The following is a 24227-nucleotide window of genomic DNA, read 5'->3' on the forward strand; positions in this document are numbered from 1 at the left end:
CTAGCTCCTCGTCAGCCCCGCGTCCGCTGGCGGATCAGGCGGATATAGGTATCGGCCACGGCCTGGTTGATCTTGTCCCAGCTGAACTCGCTGGCCCGCGCCTCGCCCGCGCTGCCGTGCGCGGCGCGCAGGGCGGGGTCTTCGATATAGGCCCTGAGAGCTTCGGCGAACTGATGGATCGCGCCGGGCGGGATCAGCCGGCCCGAAGCGCGGTCGTCGACGAGGCTCTGGCTGCCGGTCGCGGCGGCCGCGACGACGGGCAGGCCGCAGGCCATCACTTCCAGCGTGACATTGCCGAACGTCTCGGTGACGGAAGGATTGAACAGCACGTCCATCGAGGCGACCGCGCGGCCGAGGTCGGCCCCCTGCTGGAAGCCGACGAAGGCGGCGCCGGGCAGGCGGGCTTCGAACCATTCGCGCGCGGGACCTTCGCCGATCACCAGCACTTTGTGCGCCACGCCCTTGCGGCGCAGTTCGTCCAGCGTGTCGGAGAAGACGTCGAGGCCCTTTTCCATCACCAGCCGGCCGAGGAAACCGACCGCCACGTCATTGTCGCCGATGCCGAGCGAACGGCGCCATTCCAGATCGCGCCGCCCGGAATGGAAAATCTCGCGGTCGACCCCGCGCGACCAGATCGAGACGTCGTAGTTCATGCGCTGGTCGCGCAGGACTTGCGCCATGCTTTCGGACGGTGCCACCAGTGCGTCGCAGCGGCGGTAGAAACGACGCAGCATCGCCTCGATCACCGGCTCGCCCCAGGCCATGTTGTAATAGCGCAGGTAGGTCTCGAAGCGGGTATGGACGGAGGCGAGCACCGGCAGTCCCCGCTTGCGCGCCCAGGTTACGGCCTGATGGCCGACGGGGTCGGGCGAGGAGACGTGGACCACATTAGGGGCGAAGGCTTCCAGATCGCGCCGCGCCTTGCCGGAGATGCGCAGGGGAACGCGGTATTCCGCGCGGCCCGGGATCGGCACAGCACCGACGCTGACGAGATCTCCGGTCGGTTCGAAAGCCGGCTCGGCGACGACCGGGGCATAGACACGGACTTGCGCGCCCTGGCGCAGCAGGTAGCCGACCAGACGATTGAGGGCCTGATTGGCGCCGTCGCGAACGTAATTGTAGTTGCCCGAGAACAGGGCAATGCGCAGGTCGGCAATATCCATCGTCGAGCCCCATAGCTTCCCGCGCCGCACTTGGCGAGAGCGCTTGCGTTTCATACCAAGTCCCTGAGATGCTGACGCATCAGACTTGGGAAATGCTCAGGCGCCGCACGGGCTGATACCAAAACTCCATGAGTCAAGCTCAAGGAGTTTTGGTATCAGCCCTCCCGCCAGGTGTCAGCCGTGCCCCAAGGGGACAGGGCACGGCTGAGGCAGATCAGCGGCGGCGCCAGTCGCGATGCTCCCCGCCGCGATCATCCCGGTCCCGATACCCGTCATGGCGTCCGTCATGGCGGCCGTCGCGGTAACCTTCGCGATATTCGTGCCGGTCGCGGCGGCCATCGCGATAGTAGTCGCGGGAATAGTCGCGGCCGTCGTAGCGCCAGTCGCGCCCGCGGCTCCAGCGATCGCGGTAATAGGGCGCGTAATAGCGGCTGTAGTACCGGTCGCGGTAGTACCGGTTCGGATAGCCATCGTAGTAATAGTAGTAGCCCGGATAGCCGCGCACGGTCACGTAGCGGCGGGCCGGGTAATAGCCGCTGTCGTAATACCGGTCGTCGTGGCTGTCGGCGATGGCTGCGCCGATGGCCAGGCCGATGATGCCGGCGCCGATGGCGATCGCGGCATCATCACCGCCGTGACCGCGGTAATGGTCGCGGGCCTGCGCCGGGGCGGTCAAGGTAAGCACGGTGGCGGCCAGTGCCGTGCCGAGGCCAAGTCTGGCCGCGATCGATTTCAGTCCATTGTGCAACATATGCGTCTCCCTTTGTCCATGGCCAACCGGGTGACGGCGGTTTCGGCAGGCGCGGTGTGGAGACCTGTTTGTGGACGGTCCGGACTGAACCGATGGTGAATTTGTCGCAAGTTGTAACAAACCGGCGACGAAGCGTGTCCCTCCGGCGCGGGAGGGGCACGCCCTATCGTGTCAGCTCGTCGTGCCGGCTCATACCAAGGCGCGATGAGCTTGACTCATCGGGACTTGGTTAAGCCCGTGCGGTGCTTGAGCAAATCCAAGGCGTGATGCGTCAGCATCTCAGCGCCTTGGTAATTACTGTGTCAGCGCGGCTTGCGCCGGTCGTCCTGCTGGCGCGGCTGGTTGCGGGGCGCTTCGAAGCGCGGCATCCGCGTGCCTTGTTCTGGCGGCCGCAGGGTGCCTTCGAAGCGCTTGAACCGGGGCTCTGCCGGACGCATCTCTTCGCGGCGGAAGTGCTGCGGATCGCCGCGCCGGAACGCGCGGTCCTGCGGGCTCAGCCGGTAGTAGAAGATATTATCGGCCCAATAGCCGTCGTAGATCGGCCCGTAAAAGTCATCGTACCAGCCATAGTAAGGGTAAGTGGACCATCCGACGGAGACATGGCTGCCATATCCGTCATAACATGCCGAAAGCGAGAGGACCGATGCAGCAAGACAGGTCAGGATCACAGGACGTTTCATAACTACCTCCATCGAAGCCCCCATTGGCATGGACTGTTTTCAGCACGGAAAAGGTAAGGGGGCTTTGATGGCGATCAAGAGCAGCCACGCTTCGTGTCCGTGGCTGCACATGCAAGGACGCCCGGCCGTGGAGGAAGGGCCGGGCGCCGATGGAAGCCGGGGGAGGAAGCCCGGCTGAAGGGGGTATGCGCCGCTCAGTAGCCGCGGCGCATGGCCTCGCGGTCGTTGGAATAACCCCGGCGGTAGTCGCCATCCCGGCGGTAGTCGTCGCTCCGGCGGTAATCGTCGCCGCGCCGGTAGTTGTCTCCGTTCCGGTAGTCGTCCCCGCGATAGCGGCGGGTGTATTCGTCGCGGCTGTGGCGGCGGCCGTCGCGGTCCCAGTAGTAGCCGTCGCGGTAATACCAGCCGCTGGTATAGGCCGGGCCGTAGGCATAGCTGCTGTCGTAATAGCGGTCGCGGTGGCGGTCGTTGTCCGACGAGGCGATGATCGCGCCGAGGGCCAGGCCGATCACGCCCGCGCCGATGGCGACGGCGGCGGTGTTGTCATGATCGCGGTGATAGTCGCGGGCCATGGCCGGGCTGGCGCTGACAAGCGCGGTGGCGGCAAGGGCAGTACCGAGGGCGGCCTTCTTGAAAATGCTCATGGTTCGAAACTCCTTCGCGGGGCGGCGGAGGGAAGAGCCGTTGTCCCGTGTTGAGTTCTTTCTAGAGCTGCCTGGCTGAACGGAATCGGAGCAAGTCTGGCAGGTTTCGTTCAGGTTTTTGATAAATTGTATGAATATCGATCAGCCTTGGGCGGCGTGGATAAATTGGACGGCTGCTATCGGGAGGTGCTGCGAGCGGGGCGAATGGAAGGAAAGGTGGGGGCTGCCGCTAATCGGTAGCGGGCAAACCTTCGCCGCAGAGGCTATCGATCGAGTTTCTCAGTGCGCGAGCCATGTCACCGCTGGAGACACGATCTGTTTGCAAGCGGAGTTGATTCAGTTCATCGGAAGTGCAGCGCCTTTTAAAGGCGGAAAGCGCAGGAAGCGCAGAAGACAACTCTTTGGCGTCACCACTAAGTGCTCTTTCAAGGACATATTTCCACGCCTTGGGGCCGAGCGCCGCAACGTCATCCGCGAGGACTGGACGGCTCGGAATCCGAGAGTGCAGTACTTCGACATACAAATTGTATCGCTGTGGAAGCGCTAGCGTTTTTGCTTTGGCATGAAGCTCATCGTCGGAAATGGCTGCGTATGAATTGGCTGTGCACGAAGCAGCCATGAGTAAAGCGAGGAGGTAGGCGCGTCGAAGCATACGGCTAATCTAACCGTGGTCCGAACGTCCGCAACGTCGGCGTGTCCGGAATGTCCGTTTCTACGGAAAAACGAAGGATAGCTGACGCTGCGGCCACGACAGAATTTGTCCAGGCCGCCTAGTATCCCGTATACCGTCCCGGCCGGTGCCAGACGTAGAGGATGCCCCCCGTCGCCATCACGCCGAGCAGGGACCAGAGAACGCGGGTCACGTCCAAAACCACCAGCGAGAACAGCAGCACGCAGCCGTCAATCAGCATCTGCGTGCGCCCGGCGTTCCAGCCGCGTGTGCGGTAGAGCCAGAGCACGATCGCGCCCGAACCGCCCGAGCCGGCGCCGTGGCGCGCCAGGGCAAGAGCGCCCATGCCGATGATGCTGCCTCCGGCCAGCGCGGCCACCGGCCTGCTGATCCAGCCGATGTCGATGGTCTGCGCGGCAATAGCCGTCATCGCGAACAGGCCGAGCGTGACAATCACCGTCTTGACGATGAACGGCCAGCTCATCGCGCGCAGGGTCAGGGCCAGCAAAGGCAGGGTCAGGACCGTATAGAACAGCCCGACCGGAAGCCCGGTCAGGTAGTTCAGGACAAGCGAGATCCCGCCGACGCCGCCGGTGGCAAGCCCTGCGGCTTTCAGCAGCACCAGACCGAGGGAGAGCTGCACCGTGCCGACGAACAGGGCGTAGGCGTCTTCCAGCCAGGTATGCGGCACACCCGGTGCGGGCTCGGCAGATGAAGCGGATTCGGCAGACACGGTCAGCTCCCGGTGAGGGTTACGCCCGGCAGGCTGCCCCTCCCGTCCCGTTCTTGCAATCCCCGTTGCCCCCTCTTGCGGGAGGGGGCAGCCAGGATCAGGCCGCGTCCTTCTTGCGGCTCATGCGCTTGCGCTCGTTGGGATCAAGGTAAACCTTGCGCAGGCGGATCGACTGCGGCGTCACTTCGACCATTTCATCGTCGTCGATATAGGCAATGGCCTGTTCGAGCGTCTTGACGGTCGGAGGGGTGAGGCGGATCGCGTCGTCCTTGCCCGAGGAACGGATGTTGGTCAGCTGCTTGGCCTTCATCGGGTTCACTTCGAGGTCATCGGGCTTGGCATTCTCGCCGATGATCATGCCCTCGTAGAGCTTTTCCTGCGGGGCGACGAACAGCACGCCGCGATCTTCCAGGTTGTTGAGCGCATAGGCATTGGCCTCGCCCGCACCGTTCGAGATCAGCACACCGTTGAGGCGGCCTTCGATCTGGCCCTTGTAGGGACCGTACTTCTCGAACAGGCGGTTCATGATGCCGGTGCCGCGGGTGTCCGAGAGGAACTCGCCGTGGTAGCCGATGAGGCCGCGCGAGGGGGCCGAGAAGGTGATGCGGGTCTTGCCCTGGCCCGACGGACGCATGTCGGTCAGTTCGGCCTTGCGGCGCTGCATCTTTTCCACAACAGTGCCCGAGTGTTCGTCGTCCACGTCGATCACCACGGTTTCGTAAGGCTCGGTGCGGCCGCCGTTCTCGTCTTCCTTGAACAGCACGCGCGGGCGCGAGATGCCGAGTTCAAAGCCTTCGCGGCGCATCGTTTCGATCACGACGCCGAGCTGAAGCTCACCGCGCCCGGCCACCTCGAAGCTGTCCTTGTCGGCGCTTTCGGTGACGCGGATGGCGACGTTGGTTTCGGCTTCGCGCATCAGGCGATCACGGATCAGGCGGCTCGTCACCTTGTCGCCCTCACGGCCCGCGAGCGGGCTGTCGTTGACGGCAAAGCGCATGGCGAGCGTCGGCGGGTCGATCGGCTGGGCCTGGATCGGCTCGGTCACTTGCGGATCGGCGATGGTGTTGGCGACAGTGGCCTTTTCCAGGCCGGCGAGCGCGATGATGTCACCGGCGCGGGCTTCTTCCACCGGCACGCGTTCGAGGCCGCGGAAAGTCATGAGCTTGGAGGCGCGGCCGGTTTCGATCACCTTGCCGTCGCGGTCGAGCGCGCGGATCGGGTCGTTGATCTTGAGCACGCCCGACTGGACGCGGCCGGTGAGCACGCGGCCCATGAAGTTGTCGCGGTCAAGCAGGGTCGCGAGGAACGAGAAGGGCGCCTCGGTATCGAGGTCGGGCGCCGGAACGTGGTCGCGGATGAGCTGGAACAGCGGCTCCAGCGAGCCTTCGCGGGCATTGATGTCATCGCTGGCATAGCCGTTGCGGCCCGAAGCGTAGAGCACCGGGAAATCGAGCTGCTCGTCGTTGGCGTCGAGGCTGACGAAGAGGTCGAACACTTCGTTCAGGACTTCGTCGGCACGGCCGTCAGGACGGTCGATCTTGTTGACGACGACGATCGGCTTGAGGCCGAGGCCCAGCGCCTTGCCGGTGACGAACTTCGTCTGCGGCATCGCGCCTTCCGAGCTGTCGACCAGCAGGACAACGCCATCGACCATCGAGAGGATGCGTTCCACTTCGGCGCCGAAGTCGGCGTGGCCCGGGGTGTCGACGATGTTGATGCGCAGGCCTTCCCACTCGATCGAGGTGGGCTTGGCGAGAATGGTGATCCCGCGTTCCTTTTCGAGGTCGTTGGAGTCCATCGCGCGTTCTTCAATGCGCTGGTTGTCGCGGAAGGTGCCGGACTGGCGGAACAACTGGTCGACAAGCGTGGTCTTGCCGTGGTCGACGTGCGCAATGATCGCGATATTGCGCAGGGGAAGCGGGGCGGACATCAGTTCACTTTCAAAAGAGGATAAGCCGGACAGGCTTTGCTGCACTGCAAAATTGGCGCGCCCTTAGCCGATCCATGCGATTCCGGCAAGCAGTCGTGCATAGGATGAAATGTGGCAGGACAGTCACAGGGTGGCCATTTGTCCGCAGTTTTTGTCCGGAGATGATTGTGGAACGGCGGGGAAGTTTCTAAGAACACCGAATGTAACCGGCGAGCCTGGCAAGAAAAAGACACAGGCAGTCGAGCAGGATAGGGACGGGGCTCATGAAGGGTGTTTCCGCAAATCCCGCCGTGCGTTCAGCCGGCGGCGCATTCGAAGCAGCGCGTGCGCGCAACGGACTGTTGCTGGGCGCGGCGCTTGCCGCGCTGGTCTGGGCGCCGCAGGCGATGGCGCAGGACAATCCCGCGCCGGCCAGCGGTGTCTTCGCCGACGAAATCATCGTCACGGCGACCAAGCGCGAGCAGACGCTGCAGGACGTGCCGGTTGCCGTCACGGTCACGACCGGCAAGACGATCGAGGAAGCGCAGATCCGCGATCTCAAGGATCTGCAATCGGTCGTGCCCTCGCTGCGGGTGAACCAGCTGCAGTCCAGCGCGAATACCAATTTCTACATCCGCGGTTTCGGCAACGGCGCCAACAATGCCGGGATCGAGCCTTCGGTCGGCCTGTTCATCGACGGCGTGTACCGCTCGCGCTCGGCCTCGATGATTGCCGACTTCCCGGACGTGGAGCGCATCGAAGTGCTGCGCGGGCCGCAGTCCACGCTGTTCGGCAAGAATGCGTCCGCGGGCGTGATCTCGATCGTGACGAAGAAGCCGCAGTTCACGTTCGGCGGCAATGCCGAGGCGACTTACGGCAATTACAACGCGGTCACGCTGAAAGGCATGGTGACGGGGCCGGTCAGCGACACGATCGCGGTGAGCCTTGCAGGCGGCCTCAACAAGCGTGACGGCACCGTCAGGGATCTGGCCACGGGCGAGCGGACCAACGACCGTGACCGCTGGTTCGCGCGCGGCCAGATGCTGTTCGACAATCACGACGGGCTCGAAGTCCGCCTGATCGGCGATTACGGCAAGATCGACGAGAACTGCTGCGCTGTCGTGAACTTGCGCCAGGCGCTGCCGACCATGGCGATCTTTGCGCTGGGCGGGGCGGTGAACCAGCCGTCGCAGAAGTACGACAACATAGCCTATTACAACTTCGAGAGCACCAACAAGATCAAGAACTGGGGCTTTTCGGGGCAGATCGACTATGATCTGGGCGGCACCAAGCTGACCTCGATCACGGCCTATCGCCGCACCGATGCGCTGACCAATCAGGACTCCGACTTCTCCAGCGCGGACCTGCTCGGCCGCAACTGGCAGGACCTCAGGATCAAGACCTTCACGCAGGAACTGCGCGCCAACTTCGATCTGGGCGACAAGCTGCACGGCCTGGTGGGCGCCTACTATTTCAACGAGAAGATCGACCAGAACAACGAAGTGTACTGGGGCAGCGATGCGCGGACTTATGCCGATCTTCTGGTGCAGTCGCTGACCGGCGGGGCGAACAATATCGGCCACCTCAACAGCGGCGATCTCGAACTGATTCTGGGTAATCTGGAAGGCAATCCGGCCAAGTATGTCGGCCAGTTCTTCGAGGCGGGCACCGGACTGACCGAAGCCTATGCGGTCAAGAACGAGGCATGGTCGGTGTTCGGCCAGCTCGATTTCGAAGTGGCGCCGGGCCTGACGGTGACGGGCGGCATCAACTACACGCACGACAAGAAGCGCTACGCCACCAATACCACCTCGAACGACACGTTTGCCGCCGTCGATCTGGTGGCGGACGGCCAGACCGCGATTTTCGCGCAGGGGCTGGCGAACCTCGGCGTCAATCCGTCGGATCCGGCGGCGGTCTATGCCTTTGCCACCAACCCGGCGACAGCGCCTTACTATCAGGCGGTCGTGAACTATGCTGCGGCCAATGCCACCAACCCGGAGGTCAATTCGCTGCTCGCGCTGCAGCCGCTGCAGTATTTTCCGCCGTTCATGAACGTGCCCAACGCAGTCGAGAACGGCAGGATCAGCGACGGCAACGTGAGCTACACCGCGCGCGTGGCCTGGGACGTGAGCCCGGCGATCAATCTCTATGCAGCCTTCGCGACCGGCTACAAGGCGGCCTCGATCAACCTCTCGCGCGACAGCCGGCCGACCCCGGCGGACCTTGTCGAACTGCGGGCGCAGGGGCTGGCCGTGACCAACCTGACCTCGGGCAGCCGCTATGCCAACCCTGAGAACTCGACCGTCTACGAGGCGGGGCTCAAGGCCAACTGGGGGCTGGTTTCGGCGAACGTCGCGGTGTTCAAGCAGATCATCAAGGACTTCCAGTCGAACATCTTCACCGGCTCGGGCTTCTTCCTTGCCAATGCCGGCAAGCAGTCCGCCTTCGGCATCGAGTTCGAAGGTTCGGCCAAGCCGGTCGATCCGCTGACGCTGACGCTGTCGATGACCTATCTCGATGCCAAGTACGACAAGTTCCTGCTGTCGGCTTTCGGCGATCTGTCGGGCACGCGTCCGGCCGGGGCCTCGCCGCTGTCGGTGACGTTCGGGGGCGAATGGGTGCAGAAGATGGGCAATGGCGACCGGATCATCCTGCGCGGCGATTATCACTATGAAATGCCCTTCAAGCTGGTCGAGGGGCTGCCGGGTCTCGTGACTTACGATGCCGCGGGCAATGTCGCCGATGTCAGTGCCGCACTCGCCGCCGCGCGCGAGTTCAAGCAGGACATCAACGATGTGAACGCCTCGCTGACTTATGCGATGGCGAACGGTATCGAACTGTCGGTCTGGGGGCGCAATCTGCTCAACGACCGCACGATCCTCCAGATTTTCGACAGCCCGGCCCAGCCGGGATCGATCTCGGGTTATCCTAACCAGCCGCGCACTTATGGCGTGGCGGCGCGCTACCGGTTCTAACGGCGGAGCGCGACACGCGAACCCTGGTGGCCGGAGAAGCGCCGGGGAACGCATACTGCACAAGGGGTGCGCGGTCGGGGGGCTGCGTGCCCCTTTTTCTTGCCCGCATGATGTAAAGCGGTTAGCCCATCATGAAGCACCCCGCGGGCTGGACAGGACAGGCTCAATCATGCTCGAACACATGATATTGCCGTTCTACCGTTATACCGATTTTCATGGGCGCTCCCGGCGCAAGGAATTCTGGTCTTTCGCTGTATTGAACGTCTTGGTGATGGCGATTCTTGTCAGCCTGGCCTTTTCGACGGGCTTTTCCCACCGGGCGCTGATCCAGCACGCCGAATTCGCCGGCTCGCTCGGTATCGCGACGATCGCCTTCTTCGCGATCCTCGGCATGTACAGCCTCGCCACACTGGTCCCGAGCGTGGCCGTGAATGTGCGCCGCCTGCATGACCGGGACATGAGCGGGTGGTGGTGCCTGGCCTTCGTGGTGCTGGGCATGGTCCCAGTTATCGGCTGGGTCGCGAGCATTTTCTATCTCGTGATGATGGTCCTGCCGGGAACGCCGGGCGCGAACCGCTTCGGGGAGGATCCCCGCGATCCGGCCGGTTCGCAGATGTTCGTGTGATATCGCGTTCGCTGATTGGAACTCATGGCCCCTGGCATCGTCATTGCTTCGCCCTGCGGGTTCGCAATGACGAAAAGGAGAAGAGTCGTCACCGGCAGACTTTGCTCTGACGCGATCGCGGCGGCTTGCCGTTCGCGTTTGATGAAGTATTGTTCCGGATATTCGAACACTTGGCGGCGCGCATCTTCGCGCCGGGCATGAACAGGGGAAAATCATGCAGCCCTACGGCGGATTCTGGTGGCGGGTAATCGCCTATTTTATCGATACCATCATTTTGCAGATCGGCCTTGGTTTCATCTCGGCAGTATTCGGTATTGGTATTGGCATCAGCACCAGCATGATGATGGACCCCAACCAGAGTATGGTGGCGCCATCAATGCTACTGACAACCGTCGGTCTCAGCTTCGTGATGACCTGGCTCTATTTTGCATTGATGGAAAGCTCGCCGATGCAAGCGACGGTGGGCAAGCTGGCCGTGGGCCTTGTTGTCACAGATCTGAACTGCAACCGCATCAGCTTCGCGCGCGCCACAGGCCGCTATTTCGCCAAGATCTTGTCGAGCCTTATCCTTCTGATCGGCTATATCATGGTCGCTTTCACCGAGCGCAAGCAGGGCCTGCATGACCTGCTCGCCGGAACGCTGGTGTGGAAGACCCGCGATCCGCGTTCGCTGGTCGCGCACGAGGACGTGTTCCGCTGATTACAATTCCCTGAGCGCCTGGGCCGGCTTCGCCCGCAACAGCGGGAGCGAGCCGCCCAGCGCGAAGGCCAGAACCAGCACCAGACCCGCGCCGAGCACCATGAGCACGCGCGGCCAGTCGGGCAGCCAGTCGAATTCGAAGAGCTTGACCATGATCGCCCAGGCGAGCGCGCTGCCTGCGGCAAGGGCTACGGCGGCGAGAACGAGCGCGAGCAGGCCGTATTCGGCGATCTGCAGCAGGAGCAATTGCCGGCGGCTGGCGCCCAGCACGCGCAGGATCACATTGTCGTAAGTCCGGCTCGCGCGCGCGGCGGCAATGGCGCCCAGCAGCACGGCCAGCCCGGCCAGCACCGCGACCGAGGAGGCGGCCAGGATCGCCACCGACATCTGGTCCAGCAGGGCGCGGGCATCGCGCAGCAGCCCGCCGGTCTCGATCACCGAACTGGACGGAAAGGCGCGGGCCAGCTTGGGCAGCAGCCCTGCGGCGGGCACGCCGGGCGGCACTTCGATAGTCGCGGCCAGATGGTGCGGGGCATCGGCCAGCGCATTGGGCGAGAAGACCAGCACGAAGTTGAAGCCCATCGTGTCCCAGTCGATCCGGCGCAGCGCGGCGATCCGCGCGGTCCGCTCGACGCCGAGTACGCCGACCGTCACGTAGTCGCCCACTTTCAGGCCCACGGCATCGGCGAATTTCTCGTCGAGCGAGACGAGCGGTTCGCCCCGGTACATTTCAGGCCACCACTTCCCGGACACGACCGAACTGCCTTCGGGCACGCCAACCGAATAAGTAAGCCCGCGCTCGCCGCGCAGGGCCCAGGCGCCGTCGGGCAGGTCGTCGCCCAGGCTGGCGACGCGGGTCATGTGATCCTTCGGCCCATAGGCCAGGATCTTGCCGCGCAAGTTCGGCACGATCTTCGTCACCGCGCCGGGCACGGTTTGCTCGACCATGTCGCGGAACGCGGCGGCGCCGTCCTGCGGCACGTCGAGCACGAAGAAATCGGGCGCGCGGGCGGGCACGGTCTTGCGGATATTGGCATCGAGGCTGGTCTGCACCGCGGCGATCAGCACAAAGGCGGAGAGCCCGAAGCCTAGCGCAGTCACCAGCGCGCCGGTCTGGGCGCCGGGGCGGTGGAGGTTCGCCAGCCCGGCGCGCAGCATCGGATCGGCCGGGCGCGGCAGGCGCGCGGCAAGCGTGCGGATGGCGAGCCCCACCAGCGCGAGCAGCCCGAGCATGACAGCGGCGCCCGCGAGGAATCCGGCCGTCACCATCGGCTGCGCGGCATTGGCAAAGGCCAGCGCGATGATCGCGGCGAGCCCCAGCCCGACCGGCAGCGCCAGCGCCTTGCGGTCCGCTGCCAGCGGCGCGACGCGGGCGCGCATCAGCGCCATCGCCGGAAAGCTGCGCGCGCGCACCAGCGGCGGCGCGGCAAAGACCAGGGCCACCAGCAGGCCATAAGCCGCCGTTGTCGCCAGCGCCCATGGCGAGACCGTGAAGCCGGCGCTCACCGGCAGCAGCGTGCCCAAGGCACTGGCCAGCAGCGGCGTGATCAGCACGCCTGCCAGCAGGCCCGCAAGGCTTCCCGCCAGCGCCGCCGCACCGACTTGCAGGATATAGATCCGCGCGATGTCCCCGCTGGTGGCGCCCAGCACCTTGAGCGTGGCGATCGAATTGCGCCGCGCCTCCAGATAGGACGATACGCCTCCGCCGATCCCGATTCCGGCGATCACCAGCGCGGCGAGACCTACCAGCACCAGAAACTCGCCCATGCGGCTGACGAAGCGCTCGGTGGAAGGGGTGGCCTTGTTGCGCGTGCGGATCTGGAATCCGGCATCGGGAAAGCGGGCTTCGAGCCGCTTGGCCACGGCATCCGGATCAGCATTGCCCTTGAATTTCACCCGCACCGCGCTGCGGTACATCGCGCCCGGTGCCGTCAGTCCGGCTTGCTGGGGCAGGCCCAGCGGGACAATCGCGGTATCGCCCAGTGCGAAGCCTTCGCCCAGCTGTTCGGGATCGGTCCTGATGATCCCGCCGGCGGTAACGGGCTGTCCGCCGATCTTGAACGTATCACCGGGCTTGATGCCAAGCCGGGCGGCGGTCCCTTGCGCGATCCACACCGTGCCTTCAGGAGGTGCGCCCACGCTGCGTCCGTCGGTCAGCTCCAGCCGGCCATAGAGCGGCCAGTCGCCGGCCACGGCCTTGAGCGCGACCGGGGCGGTGAGATCGCCCTTGCTCGCAATCGCCTGCATCCGAAAGCCCGGCGAGACTTCGCCCAGCGGCCGGATCGCGGCCAGCTCAGCCTCGGTCAGCCCGCGCTGCCAGACGCGCAGTTCGATGTCGCCGCCCAGGATCTGCCGTCCGCGCGAACCCAGCTCGCGTTCGATCGAGCCGGTCAGCGTGCCGATCGCCGCAATCGCGCCGACGCCGAGGAACAGGCAGACCAGCAGCAGTCGCAGCCCCCGGAACCGCGCCGAAAGATCGCGCCGGGCAATCGTCCAGGCGGTGCGCCAGGGGAGAGTCACGCAGCTGTCCTCCCCGGCACGGGGAGGGGGACCATGCGCAGCATGGTGGAGGGGAGTCTCGTCCAGGCGGAACCTTGCGTGAGGGCGCGAATCCCCTCCACCACCCTTCGGGCGGTCCCCCTCCCCGTGCCGGGGAGGACATTACGCACCGCTGACACACGCACCATTGTCACTCGCGATCCTGCCGTCCGCCAGCGACACCACGCGTTCGCACTGGCGCGCGAGATGTTCGTCGTGGGTGATGATCAGCAAGGTCGCCCCGGCCTCGGCGCGGCGGGCGAAGAGCAGTTCGATGACTGCCGCGCCCGTCTTCGCATCGAGATTGCCGGTCGGCTCGTCGGCAAAGACCAGCGAGGGGCGCGGGGCAAGGGCGCGGGCAATCGCCACGCGCTGCTGCTCGCCGCCGGAAAGCTGGGAGGGATAGTGCGTCAGCCGGTGGCCGAGGCCAACCGCCGCCAGCTCCGCCTCGGCCCGCTCGCGCGCCTGCGCCATGCCGGCGAGTTCGAGCGGCGTCGCCACGTTTTCCAGCGCGGTCATCGTCGGCAGCAGGTGGAAGGCCTGCAGCACCACGCCGATGCGGCCGCGCCGGGCGCGGGCCAGGGCGTCCTCGTCCATCCCGGCAAAGTCCTGCCCTGCCACCGAAAGCGTGCCCGATGTCGCGCGTTCGAGGCCGGAGAGCACCGACATCAGCGAGCTCTTGCCCGAGCCCGAAGGCCCCAGCAGCGCCAGCGTCTGGCCCTGCGGCACGGCAAGGTCGATGCCTTTGAGGATTTCGACCGCGCTGCCGCCGCTGCCCAGCGTGAGGCGCAAGTCGCGGGCAAGGACGGCATGTTCGGGGGGCTGGGAAAGGCGTGTCACTCCCTCCATATTGGGTGGCAACACGCGGTCCTACAAGGAGATTCCATTGCGTCTTGCCCGCCTTGCGCTGCTGGCGCTGCCCGTTCTGGCCCTGACCGCCTGCGAAAAGGCGGCGCCGCCCCCGCCGGAACAGACCGAAAGCGCGCTCGATGCGCCGCCCGCGATCCCGGTCATGGGGCCGGAGCGGCCGATCCTCGCCTTCGGGGATTCGCTGCTCGCGGGCTATGGGCTGAACGACGGCGAATCCTACCCCGCGCGGCTGGAGCAGGCGCTGCGCGCGCGCGGCGTCAATGCGCGGATCACGAATGCGGGCGTCTCCGGCGATACCACGGCGGCCGGGCTGGAACGGCTCGACTTCACGCTGGGGAGCCAGACGGAAAAGCCCGAACTGGTCATCATCAGCCTGGGCGGCAACGACATGCTGCGCGGCCTGCCGCCCGAACAGACGCGCCAGAACCTCGATGCGATCCTGAAGAAGCTGTCGGACGAGCATATCAGGGCGATGCTGCTGGGTATGCTGGCCGCGCCCAATCTGGGCAAGGACTATGCGGCCAAGTTCAACCCGATCTATCCGCAGCTCGCGCAGAAATACGGCGCGGTGCTGGTGCCCTTCTTCCTGCAGCCGGTGATCGACAAGCCGGATCTGGTGCAGCAGGACCATATGCACCCGACAGCCATCGGGGTGGACGCGATCGTTTCGGCGACGGTGGACGATGTGGCGGATGCGCTGCCGAAACGTGATGATGGCGCGGCACCACCCCCAACCCCCTCCTCTAAAGAGGAGGGGGCTTAGGATCGCGCTATGGTGCCCCCTCCTCTTTAGAGGAGGGGGTTGGGGGTGGTGAAATCCGCCGCACCGTCCCGCCGCTGACTTCCCATACCGCCGCTTCCCCGAGGATCGCCTCGAACGGCGCGGTTTCCGTTCCGGTCAGCCAGATCTGCGCGGAGCCGGCCCGCAGGCGGTCGAACAGCGCTTCGCGGCGCACGGGATCGAGATGCGCGGCCACTTCGTCGAGCAGCAAGAGGCGCGGGCGGTCCTCGCCGCCATTTTCCAGAACCTGCGAGTGGGCGAGCGTGATCGCGATCAGCATCGCCTTCTGCTCGCCGGTCGAGCATTCGGCGGCGGGCTGGCCTTTGCCCGCCATGGTGACGGCCAGTTCGTCGCGGTGCGGGCCGGTGAGAGTGCGCTGCGCGGCCCGGTCGCGCGGACGGCTTTCGCGCAGGGCCTCTGCCAGCGCCCCGGCCTCCAGCGGCCCGCCGGGCTGGTAGGCGAGCGAGGGGCGCGCGAAGGGCGAATCCGGCAGGGCTGCCAGCGTGGCATCGAGCCGCACGATCATGTCGGCGCGGGCGCTTGCAACCATTGCGCCGGCCTCGGCGATCTGCATCTCGATGGCATCGAGCCAGCGCGGATCGGGCATCCGCTCCTCGGACAGCAGCCGGTTGCGTTCGCGCAGGGCGTTTTCGAGGCGGGTGGCATGGCCCGCGTGATCGGGCCGCACCGCCAGCACCAGCCGGTCGAGGAAGCGGCGTCGGCCTCCGGCACTGTCCATGAACAGGCGGTCCATCGCCGGGGTCAGCCAGCCGATCGAGAGCCACTCGGCCAGCCGCACCGCCGGGGCCTCGGCGCTGTTGATCTGCACCAGGCGCCGCCCCGGCTTCCCGGGCAGCACCCCGGTGCCGAGCCGCACCGGATCGCCGCCGGGCACGGCCAGGGCCGCGCTCACGGCAAAACCGCCATCGAAGGCCTGTCCCGGCATGTCCGCCAGCGCCGCGCGCCGCAGGCCCCGGCCGGGCGCGAGCAGGCTGATCGCTTCGAGCACATTGGTCTTGCCCGCGCCGTTCTCGCCCACCAGGAGGTTGAACTGCGCCGTGCCTTCCACCGCGGTCTCGCGGTGGTTGCGGAAACGGGACAGGAGAATGCGGTCGAGCATGGGTGGCGCGGTGCTAGCCGCTCCGCCGCGTCAATGCCACAGTGGCGTCACACCGATTGCGTCTTGGCGAAGGGCGAGAAATCGATGTCGTCGTCATAGACGTCCACGCCCTCGCGCCGCTTGAGGAAGCCGACCACGATATAGGTAACGGGCGTCAGCACCACTTCCCACAGGGTCTTGATGATCCACTGGGTCAGCGAGAGCATGAGCACCAGATGCAGCGAAAAGCCGGGCACGCCCAGGAACGCCAGCGGATAGAACAGGGCGCTGTCGACGCCTTCGCCGAACACCGTCGAGCCGATCGTGCGGGTCCACAGGTACTTGCCCTGCGTCATCACTTTCATCCGCGCGAGCACGAAGGAATTGACGAATTCGCCCGCCCAGAACGCCACCAGCGAGGCAAAGACGATGCGCGGGGTCTGGCCGAAGATCGAATAGTAGGCCGCCTGATTGGGCGCCGTCACCTGCTGCCCCTCGATCGTGTAAGTGGCCGAGGCGAGCGCCCATTCGGGGTTTGCCGGGATGTTCACCACGACAAGGCTCATCACCACCATGAACAGCAGGGCGAAAAAGCCCGCCCAGATGCACCGGCGGGCATTGGCATAGCCATAGACTTCGGTCAGCACGTCGCCGATGATGTAGGAAATCGGGAAGAACAGCACGCCCGCCCCGAAATTGACCGTGCCTAGCACCGGCACGGTGATCTGCGCCTGCTTGGCCGCCCCGATCAGGTTCGAGAGCAGCAGGATCACCACGAAGGCGACCATCACATAGTCGAAATAGCGGAAATGGCGGCGGCCGCCGGTCCGGCCGTCGATACGGGAGAGGTGCTGATCGCTCATGGATGTCTTGGGTAACGCGGCTTGGCCACGGCGCAAAGCACAAGTTGCGGCCTACTCCCGGTTTGCGTGGGCTGAGAACCACGCTATGGGAGGCGCCGCGCGCGCCCGTAGCTCAGCTGGATAGAGCACGAGCCTTCTAAGCTTGGGGCCGCAGGTTCGAACCCTGCCGGGCGCGCCAGTTTTTCGCCGTTTTTTCCGGAAAATGGTAACTCCCAAAATGGACTAGGTAACGTATAGGTAACTGATCCGCTTCGAAGGGGATCGACCATGCGAACGACGAATCCGCGCGCGCACCTGCCGATGACACCGGCCGAAACCGTCGTTTACGGCGAACTGTGCCGGGCCGCTGATGCCGGAGAACCTTGCCCGCTCAATCTCGATCTGGAGATGCTCATCGGTTGCTCGTCGGGAAGCACGGCGCCGATGGCAGTGAAGCGGCTGGAGCAGCGCGGCCTTGTGAAAGTTATCCGCTTTCAGCGGTTCAGACGCGTGCAGATCTGCGCGTCGGGCAAGTGGACAGCGAAGGCACCTAGCCAGCATACCACGGCATTGCATGTCCCTCGTGGTTGTGGTGCCGGTTCACGCTCGAGCGGCAAGGTCGTCGTACGCAGCGAAGCCTCCGCTACGGTTGTGCTGCGTCAGTAGCGCCGCTTGATCTCGTCAAGAAAGTCGCTGACCGCTTTCTCGTATCCGTCGGCGATCACCTCCGAAGCATAGTCGATATCGCTCGACGCGGCATTCTTCAGGCACTCAAGGTAGTCCTTCGCGCTGGCGCGATATTGGTCCCAGGCGAACTTGTCATCGCTGTAGGGCTTGGACGGCTTGTAGCAGGACCGGCTCGGATCGTACTTCAACGTGTAGATCAACGTTGAAAATGCGCCTTTTGGGCCGAAGATCGGCGCCGCATGGACGGTCCCCGCGGCCAGCACTCCCGCCAAGAAACATGATCCGTATCGCAGAAATGGCCGAACGTGCATTGGACTTCCCCTATCGCTGCTCCTCGGCGATCTTGCCCGTCTTTAGACCGTCCCACCAGTCCTTGGCGCTCTTTGGCTCCGCTGTCCCAGACATCACGTCGACGAAGAACTGCGCCGTAGCCGCACCCTGCCCAGGCACGAGACCCGTCATGTATCCAGCCGCCTCCAGCGCGTTGCGCGTCGCGCGCGTCGTCTCCTTACCTTCCGCGACCTTGCGAACATCGCCAGCCACGTTCACGAGCGATTCGCCAACACCGGCCATGGGCGTGAAGCGATAGCCGAATGCACGATCGCCCGAGGCCTTCTTGACGACGACCGGCACGACGTCGCGCAGGAAGGGAATCGGGGCTGCGATGTTGTAGACCGACTGTTTCAGCGCCCATTCCGTCCAGCCCTCCTCATTGTCGTCGTCGGGCCCCTGACCGGAGAGAAGCGCACCTAGGACCGGCGCAACCACCGTGATCAACATCGCACGCGCAGCGAGCTCCGGAATCATCTGCGGCTTGCGGGCGCGCCAGGCGTCGCCGGCATCCCATGCCAGATCGACCATGCGGTTGTAGTTGGCGCTCTGGAAGCTGTAGAACATGGTCAACGCCTTGCCGAGCTCGCCGGACGGCCCCCGGCCTCGCTGAATGGCGGCAAGATCCTTCGCAGCGCCTGAGCCCTGAGATTCCCGCACCGCACTGTCGGCCTCGTGGATTGCCTGGGCTTCTTCCATCCCAGCTGCAATGGCCTTGTTGTAGGCGCCGAGCCATGTCGGGACCGCGACCAGCCGGTCGAAAGCACCGATGCCCGCATAGGCATAGCGATGCGCCATCGCGGCAAGATCAGTTCGGCCGGCGTAGCGCCGTGCATTCTCGCGCACATCGCGGTCGAGCTGCTCGAACCGGCTGGCCAGTTCATGGCTCCGTTCCATGGCAAAGGCGTTCGCCGCTCGAGGGTTGCGCAGCGAGACATTGAGGCCCACGGCCAACCACTTCGGCCCGATCCGCTCGACCGACTGCACATAGCCGCCGACCTGAGCGATCATTGTGCCGATTCGGTAGGCCATGCCGACAAACGTCGTGTTGCGCCGGGCTGCCCGCATGAACTTCTCGAGATCGCCGACACCCGCGCGGTCATAGGACCACTCGTTCGCCACATGCTGCAGCCACGGCCGGAACAAGCCCGAGATATGCTTGCCCATGGTCTCGTCGACCGCATCGAGCACACGCTTGTCGCTCAGGAACTTCCAGCCCTGCATCACGGCCTCACGGTGCGTCAGGTCGTGGATCACTTCGGCGACGTGCCGGTTGATCACGTCGAGAAATAGCAGGATCGGCCGCTCAACCTTCACGCGTTCCTTGGTGAAGCCGCGCGACGTGCCGGGCTTCGAGTAATTGTCCTCGAACAGGCGCCCTTCGGCTTTGCCTGCATGTTCGCCTGCCGTCCTGCTGCGCACTGGATCGTAGACGACGGGGAAATACCCGCCGCGAAGCATGCCAGCCGGCGTCGACAGTGTCCGGGCCCGGATCTTGTCGGGCACGATGCCATTCACGCGGCGCTCCAGGCTCTCGATCTGCGGCCAGAGCGAATCGATCGTGTCCCACACGTTCTGGACGTAGCGCCATTCCTCTACCGACAGCTCGCGGTTGAGCACGTCCTGCACCCGCACCGGGTCCCAGCCGTAGCCGCCGGTCAGCTTTTCCGCGTTGCTCTCATTCCCGAAATTCAGCGCGATCGAGATCAGGCGGCTGCGCGGGCCCTTCATCGGTGCCCGGGTGCGCGGATCGTACAACTCGCTAATCTCGATCTGGTCGTTCCAGCTATCGACGATCGCTTTCGGCACCGCCTTCATGTGTGCGTCGAGCTTGCCCAGGAAGTCCTTCATCATGGTGTGCTCGCGCGCCTGGGCTTCGGAAATGGGCTCGAACACGACGCGGTTGAAGGCGCCGTGCTTGCCCCCATCCAGCCGCTTAAAAACCTGCTCCATCTTGAGGAGAGACGCCGCGGCGCCCACGACGCCCGACTTGATGTCGTCCCACTTCGTTGGATCCTCGAACGAGCGCACCTTCCTGAGCGGCAAGCGTTCGATCGTGGTCAGGGCTTCGCCGACCACCTTATCGAGCTCGCGCTGCTCGTTGTTGTCGATCAGCGTCTGTTTCAGGCGGCCAAGGTGGATGATCTGCTTCACGGCATCGTCGAGACCGAGCAGGTTCTCCGCCGACAGCCGCGTCCAGTTCGTCTTCCCGATCGTGGCCGCAAACGACTTGGGCACGGCCATGGTATGGCCTTCGTCCTCGCGCGCACTGGCCCACGCCTCATAGCTCTCCTGCCGGTCGATCTGGCGGCCCGAACGCTCTTTCAGGTCGACCTCTTCAAGCAGTGCATGAGCCTGCTCAAGATAGGGCTGGGCAACGCCGTCCATCTTGCGGCGCCCTGCGATGCGTTCCAGCCGCTTCACAGCAGTCTCGACTTCCCGCATGGCGTCACGAGCCTCGCGCACGAGTGCATTGTTCACGAGCTGGGCCTGTTTGTGCTGGAAAGCAGCGAGCATGTCGCCGTCTGACACAGCCTCGAACGCGGCGCGGGCATTGAACGCGGCGGCACGCCGGTACTGTTGCAGGGCCGCTCCAGACAGGTGATCCTTGACGTCACCGGCACGCACCCGGCGCCGCGCCCATTCGCGCGCCATCGAATATGGCGTGGGGCGACGGCCGGTGCGGCGGGCCAGTGCGCGCACTTCGGCGGCCAGGACTTCCCCCTGCATGTCGTTGTGGACGGCGGCGAGCGCCTCCTCCTCGATCTGGCCGGTCGAGAACGGATCGCCGTAGCGTTCGGCCATGACCTCATCCACCTCGGCCGCGATCGTCGCCTCACGCACAGACCGCTTGTCGCCCGCCTCACGCATCTCGCGGCGGCGTTTTTCAAGGCCCATCAGCACCTCGACAAGCTCGCGCCCGTTCGTCATCCCGGCGGCTTCCGCCACTGTGTCGGGATGAGCGCCACCGTCCTTGATCGACGATGGGACACCGGCAGGCATGAGCTTGACCGCATCGAGGCCGAACCGGTCGATGATCCATTGCTTGTTCAGAGGCGACGAGCGCACCAGGTCGAGCGCGCGGAATGGTGGCCGCAGATCGACGGCGCGGATCACCTCACTGCGGACTTCCGCCTCCTGATCCTTGTAGCGCTGCGTCTCCACTGCCTTCAGGCGCCCGATCACCCGGCCGAGCAATTCGGTGTTCGCCGACGACTTCGCCGACGCGACAAGGTCCATATAGGCAGCGAATTCCGCGTCCGTCATGCCTGCCTGTGCTGGATTGGCGAACGTGGCATCGAGGCCCTGCTCACTGCGAGCGTCCGCGATCTCGTCATCGGAGGCGAGAAGCCGGTCCATCACGGTACGGATTTCGTCAGTGATAGGCGCCTTCAGGTTTGCGACGCGCCGATACAGCCCGACAAGCCAGCTGCGCATCGTCTCGAACGCCCCGGCCAGCCCCTGCGACGGCGGCTTGCCCTCCATGATGTAGCGCTCGAATCCACGCGCCCACATCTCATGTGCTTCGACCGGGATCGAGCCTGCCTCGGTCAGAGGATGGCCATTCGCTGCGAACCAGGCGCGCACAGCCGTCCAGCTATCCTTCACGCCCTGCGGTGCGTTCTCGGTCCCGGCATCGTCGCGAAGCTCTTCAAGCCACATGTGCGCCGCTTCGTGGATGAAGGTAGACGTATTGGCACTGCGGAACAGCTGAATGATCGCTTTGCCGTCTTCGGTGAAGGAAATCCTCCCGCGCTCCCCGCTGCGGTAAGACCGTCCAGCCGCGTCGCCGCGATCGTACCGCTTCAGGAAGCCACGAATGTCGGCATCGCTCATGGCGGCTGGATCACGGCCCGCTTCGGTGAGCATCTGCTCCAGCTCGACAGCCGCCTCCCGGATCGCGTCAGGAACGACCGGGTTTGCATAGCGCGGGGTCCCCGCCAGTTCGGACGCAATCGCATCGATCAGGATCTGCGGATCGGCGCTGTCCTTGCCGTATGTCTGATCGGACTGGCCCGCCAGTTCCGGGAAGAAGCCCTCTGAGATCGCGGCGCGCAGCGTGGAATCGAGGCCATAGTCACCAGCCCCGCTGATGCTGCCAGCCGCTGCGGCTGGATCGAAATCACGGATGGCCCGGCGGCGGAACGGCTTCAGCCGGTGCCACTGGTCGAGGCCGACCGCCTTGAGATCGCCGCCCGTATCGTTGATGCCGCCGCGCTGCACCGCCCACTCGATCAGGCTCGGCCCGGCCTTGCCAGACGCAGGCTTGCCGATCCGCAGCGCGTTGATGACGAGGTCTGTCGCATCGGCCTTCGCCGCAGCGCGCATCTTCTCGGGGAGCACCTGGTGGATTTCCACGTGGTTGAACTCGCCGCCCGTAAGGGCCTGTTCTAGCCGATCGGCGCGAGCCGAATAGTGGTGCGAGACGAGCTCGGCCTGCACGCGGGCAACACCCGGCGCCGTGCCGGCATCGACGAGCTTCTGATACGCGACCGCAAAGAGGCGCGAGCGGGCATCGTTGGCGCGGGAGGCGACAAGGTCCTCCATCTGGGCTTCCATGATGGCGCGTTCATCCCCGAGCGCGGAGGATTCGGCGCGAGAGAGGCCACCCGGCGACAAGCGCATATCATCGCGCAGCGCATTCCACGCGCCCTTGTCGGAAAGATGCGTAATCGCTTCGGACACCGGCAGGACGACATCGCCGCCGGTTGCCTCGGCCTCGCGGATGTCATCCTCGTGGCGTCGCCAGAAGTCGTTGTCCTCGAAGCCTTCCGATTGCTGGAAAGCGCGAATGGCATCGGCCGGAATGTAAACGCGGTCAGCCACCATGCCATCGGTCAGCTTGTCGAGCATCGCCTTGAACGTGCCGGGCGAACGCTGGCGCAGCTTCGAGCCCTCCGCCCCATCCGCAAGCGCGTCAAGGAAATGCCCCTCCGCCTGGGCACGCAGGCGCATATCCTCGCGGCGGCTGGAGCGGGCCGCCAGCCGGTGGGCGCCCGCGAGAATTCCGGAGCTGAAGAGGACCGCCACGGCGGTCTCCCGGGCTGCGACTGGCCGCTCTTCCCAATATTGCTGCCACGTCTTGTCCGGATTGGCGATGGCAGTGTCGGCCGCGTCCTGCACCAGCGTCGTCAGCTGCTCCGTGGCCATTTCCTCGGCCAGATATCTGCCCGCGAAGGAACCCAGCTTATCGGCTCCGAAGCGCTTGGCGAGCGTGCCCATCGGCAGCAGTTCGAATGCCGCCTCCGCACCGCCCTCGATACTCGCGCCGAGGGTGGCTTCTCGCACGCTGCCGCCGCGCTCACGGTATTTGGCATAGGCGGGCGCGCCGGTTTGGATGCCAGCGATCATCACGGCCGGATAAGGCGACCGCGTCGCCACCGAAGCTGCCAGTGCCGGAACCATCTGCGCGAACGATGATGCGCCGCCGTAGAGATCCGACGTGTACCAGGACTTGAACGCCGGACGCGCGCCCTCAACGCGTGCCTGTTGCCTCCGAATATCGCGCAACGCCATATCCTGCGAGGCCTTCCAGCTCGCATCGCTGACGTAGGACGGCTTGCCCAGCCAATCGCCCATCGCGAGCTTGATGCCGGAATTCATCTGCTCGAAGCCACCAACAAGGCTGGACCAGATGCCCTTCAGGGAATTGACCAGCGTTGGCGCGACTTCCGGCGTCGCCTTGATGGCCCAGCCGCGCCCAAGCTCTTCCGGATCGAAGGCGTTGGTGATCTTGCGCAGCGACGAATAGTCGTCCGCTGCCATCGCTACGCCGCGCGGGTTATTCTCTGCCCATTGCCCAAATGCTGGCGCCGTCAGCGTCAAATCTGCAAGCTGGCGGGCACGAAATGCCTTTTCCGCATACTCCTCACTGCCGCGAACATCGAGAACGCTCGAGCCGATGTCGCTTGCCGCCTTTTCGGTCCGGGCTACCTCATCGGGTGCCGGAGCAGAAAACAGCCCATCGCGGATTCGCTCATCGCGTTGACGCTCCATCTCTCGATCTAGCCACGTGCTGGGAGCCTTGAACGTGGATGGTTGGCGCGGCGGCTGGGCGCCGGGAAGATAGGGAGCCAGTTCGGGGAATGGGGTTGGCATTGGTTATTCTCCCAGCACTTTCCGCCAGTTCGGCGAGGCCAACACTCGCAATGCTTCCGCAGTTTGCGGATCTGGGTAGATTCTTGCTGCACGACGCTCTGATCCTGCAGGAGATGTACGAGCCTCTG

18 protein-coding genes and 1 tRNA gene are annotated in these 24227 nt (G+C 65.0%); 7 read left to right on the forward strand and 12 right to left on the reverse strand.

Annotated features, from left to right (window positions below):
- Positions 1-11: 11 nt before the first annotated feature.
- The 4 genes from NN5_RS17435 to NN5_RS17450 all read right to left on the reverse strand — a co-directional run bounded on the left by NN5_RS17435 (position 12) and on the right by NN5_RS17450 (position 3238).
- On the reverse strand, positions 12-1163 hold the full coding sequence (locus NN5_RS17435) for a glycosyltransferase family 4 protein (RefSeq protein ID WP_067736205.1): 1152 nt from the start codon (positions 1161-1163) through the stop codon (positions 12-14).
- A 214-nt stretch (positions 1164-1377) separates the two neighbouring features.
- Entirely contained in the window at positions 1378-1914 is a 537-nt protein-coding gene (locus tag NN5_RS17440; RefSeq protein ID WP_067736208.1) for a hypothetical protein, read from the reverse strand.
- A 302-nt stretch (positions 1915-2216) separates the two neighbouring features.
- Positions 2217-2594, reverse strand: coding sequence for a hypothetical protein (locus NN5_RS17445; RefSeq protein WP_157081191.1), 378 nt, complete (start codon positions 2592-2594; stop codon positions 2217-2219).
- Between the two features lie 194 nt (positions 2595-2788).
- The gene (locus NN5_RS17450) at positions 2789-3238 is read right to left on the reverse strand and encodes a hypothetical protein (protein WP_067736213.1); all 450 of its coding nucleotides are present in this window, start codon (positions 3236-3238) and stop codon (positions 2789-2791) included.
- 130 nt (positions 3239-3368) lie between these two features.
- Here NN5_RS17450 and NN5_RS17455 point away from each other — a divergent pair, with 130 nt between their 5' ends.
- Positions 3369-3785 (forward strand): hypothetical protein, encoded by a 417-nt coding sequence (locus NN5_RS17455; protein WP_067736215.1) that lies wholly within the window; start codon positions 3369-3371, stop codon positions 3783-3785.
- A 223-nt stretch (positions 3786-4008) separates the two neighbouring features.
- Here the strand turns inward: NN5_RS17455 and NN5_RS17460 are convergent, their stop codons facing one another.
- Positions 4009-4641, reverse strand: a complete 633-nt coding sequence (locus NN5_RS17460; RefSeq protein ID WP_245656585.1) for a YitT family protein — start codon at positions 4639-4641, stop codon at positions 4009-4011.
- A 97-nt stretch (positions 4642-4738) separates the two neighbouring features.
- The gene (gene typA / locus NN5_RS17465; protein WP_067736221.1) at positions 4739-6571 is read right to left on the reverse strand and encodes a translational GTPase TypA; all 1833 of its coding nucleotides are present in this window, start codon (positions 6569-6571) and stop codon (positions 4739-4741) included.
- Positions 6572-6834: 263 nt separating this feature from the next.
- Here typA and NN5_RS17470 point away from each other — a divergent pair, with 263 nt between their 5' ends.
- From NN5_RS17470 to NN5_RS17480, 3 genes are all read left to right on the forward strand, one after another.
- Positions 6835-9528 (forward strand): TonB-dependent receptor, encoded by a 2694-nt coding sequence (locus tag NN5_RS17470; RefSeq protein ID WP_084385020.1) that lies wholly within the window; start codon positions 6835-6837, stop codon positions 9526-9528.
- A 169-nt stretch (positions 9529-9697) separates the two neighbouring features.
- Complete coding sequence (locus NN5_RS17475) at positions 9698-10153, forward strand: DUF805 domain-containing protein (RefSeq protein WP_067736224.1); 456 nt, start codon at positions 9698-9700, stop codon at positions 10151-10153.
- Positions 10154-10367: 214 nt separating this feature from the next.
- A complete protein-coding gene (locus NN5_RS17480) occupies positions 10368-10853 on the forward strand; it encodes an RDD family protein (protein WP_067736227.1) in 486 nt (161 codons plus the stop codon).
- Here NN5_RS17480 and NN5_RS17485 read toward each other — a convergent pair whose 3' ends face one another.
- The gene (locus NN5_RS17485; RefSeq protein ID WP_067736230.1) at positions 10854-13373 is read right to left on the reverse strand and encodes an ABC transporter permease; all 2520 of its coding nucleotides are present in this window, start codon (positions 13371-13373) and stop codon (positions 10854-10856) included.
- Between the two features lie 141 nt (positions 13374-13514).
- Entirely contained in the window at positions 13515-14240 is a 726-nt protein-coding gene (locus NN5_RS17490) for an ABC transporter ATP-binding protein (protein ID WP_067736231.1), read from the reverse strand.
- Between the two features lie 37 nt (positions 14241-14277).
- Between NN5_RS17490 and NN5_RS17495 the strand changes: the two genes are divergently transcribed.
- Positions 14278-15024 carry an arylesterase gene (locus tag NN5_RS17495; protein WP_067736297.1) on the forward strand — a complete coding sequence of 249 codons (747 nt, stop codon included), beginning with the start codon at positions 14278-14280 and terminating at the stop codon, positions 15022-15024.
- 7 nt (positions 15025-15031) lie between these two features.
- Here NN5_RS17495 and recF read toward each other — a convergent pair whose 3' ends face one another.
- Together recF and NN5_RS17505 are read right to left on the reverse strand one after the other, a co-directional pair.
- Positions 15032-16162: a DNA replication/repair protein RecF gene (gene recF, locus NN5_RS17500; protein ID WP_067736234.1), complete on the reverse strand. Its 1131-nt coding sequence runs from the start codon at positions 16160-16162 to the stop codon at positions 15032-15034.
- A gap of 47 nt (positions 16163-16209) precedes the next feature.
- Entirely contained in the window at positions 16210-17004 is a 795-nt protein-coding gene (locus NN5_RS17505) for a queuosine precursor transporter (RefSeq protein ID WP_067736237.1), read from the reverse strand.
- 101 nt (positions 17005-17105) lie between these two features.
- On the opposite strand from NN5_RS17505, the gene NN5_RS17510 reads away from it, so the two are divergent.
- Both NN5_RS17510 and NN5_RS17515 read left to right on the forward strand, forming a co-directional pair.
- Positions 17106-17182: transfer RNA gene (locus NN5_RS17510), tRNA-Arg, on the forward strand.
- 89 nt (positions 17183-17271) lie between these two features.
- Positions 17272-17649 (forward strand): hypothetical protein, encoded by a 378-nt coding sequence (locus NN5_RS17515; protein ID WP_067736240.1) that lies wholly within the window; start codon positions 17272-17274, stop codon positions 17647-17649.
- On the opposite strand, the gene NN5_RS17520 is transcribed toward NN5_RS17515, so the two are convergent.
- A complete protein-coding gene (locus NN5_RS17520; RefSeq protein WP_169801011.1) occupies positions 17643-17870 on the reverse strand; it encodes a hypothetical protein in 228 nt (75 codons plus the stop codon). The genes NN5_RS17515 and NN5_RS17520 overlap by 7 nt on opposite strands.
- 121 nt (positions 17871-17991) lie before the next feature.
- Positions 17992-24099: an LPD22 domain-containing protein gene (locus NN5_RS17525; RefSeq protein ID WP_157081193.1), complete on the reverse strand. Its 6108-nt coding sequence runs from the start codon at positions 24097-24099 to the stop codon at positions 17992-17994.
- Positions 24100-24227 lie beyond the last annotated feature (128 nt).

Source organism: Novosphingobium naphthalenivorans NBRC 102051, assembly GCF_001590985.1.
GTDB classification, from domain to species: Bacteria; Pseudomonadota; Alphaproteobacteria; order Sphingomonadales; family Sphingomonadaceae; genus Novosphingobium; species Novosphingobium naphthalenivorans.

Excerpts from the sequence above, each read along its gene's own strand:
- NN5_RS17435 (WP_067736205.1), bottom strand. The coding sequence starts at position 1,163 with ATGGATATTGCCGACCTGCGCATTGCCCTGTTCTCGGGCAACTACAAT.
- NN5_RS17440 (WP_067736208.1), bottom strand. The coding sequence starts at position 1,914 with ATGTTGCACAATGGACTGAAATCGATCGCGGCCAGACTTGGCCTCGGC.
- NN5_RS17445 (WP_157081191.1), bottom strand. The coding sequence starts at position 2,594 with ATGAAACGTCCTGTGATCCTGACCTGTCTTGCTGCATCGGTCCTCTCG.
- NN5_RS17450 (WP_067736213.1), bottom strand. The coding sequence starts at position 3,238 with ATGAGCATTTTCAAGAAGGCCGCCCTCGGTACTGCCCTTGCCGCCACC.
- NN5_RS17455 (WP_067736215.1), top strand. The coding sequence starts at position 3,369 with ATGAATATCGATCAGCCTTGGGCGGCGTGGATAAATTGGACGGCTGCT.
- typA (WP_067736221.1), bottom strand. The coding sequence starts at position 6,571 with ATGTCCGCCCCGCTTCCCCTGCGCAATATCGCGATCATTGCGCACGTC.
- NN5_RS17470 (WP_084385020.1), top strand. The coding sequence starts at position 6,835 with ATGAAGGGTGTTTCCGCAAATCCCGCCGTGCGTTCAGCCGGCGGCGCA.
- NN5_RS17475 (WP_067736224.1), top strand. The coding sequence starts at position 9,698 with ATGCTCGAACACATGATATTGCCGTTCTACCGTTATACCGATTTTCAT.
- NN5_RS17480 (WP_067736227.1), top strand. The coding sequence starts at position 10,368 with ATGCAGCCCTACGGCGGATTCTGGTGGCGGGTAATCGCCTATTTTATC.
- NN5_RS17490 (WP_067736231.1), bottom strand. The coding sequence starts at position 14,240 with ATGGAGGGAGTGACACGCCTTTCCCAGCCCCCCGAACATGCCGTCCTT.
- recF (WP_067736234.1), bottom strand. The coding sequence starts at position 16,162 with ATGCTCGACCGCATTCTCCTGTCCCGTTTCCGCAACCACCGCGAGACC.
- NN5_RS17505 (WP_067736237.1), bottom strand. The coding sequence starts at position 17,004 with ATGAGCGATCAGCACCTCTCCCGTATCGACGGCCGGACCGGCGGCCGC.
- NN5_RS17515 (WP_067736240.1), top strand. The coding sequence starts at position 17,272 with ATGCGAACGACGAATCCGCGCGCGCACCTGCCGATGACACCGGCCGAA.
- NN5_RS17525 (WP_157081193.1), bottom strand. The coding sequence starts at position 24,099 with ATGCCAACCCCATTCCCCGAACTGGCTCCCTATCTTCCCGGCGCCCAG.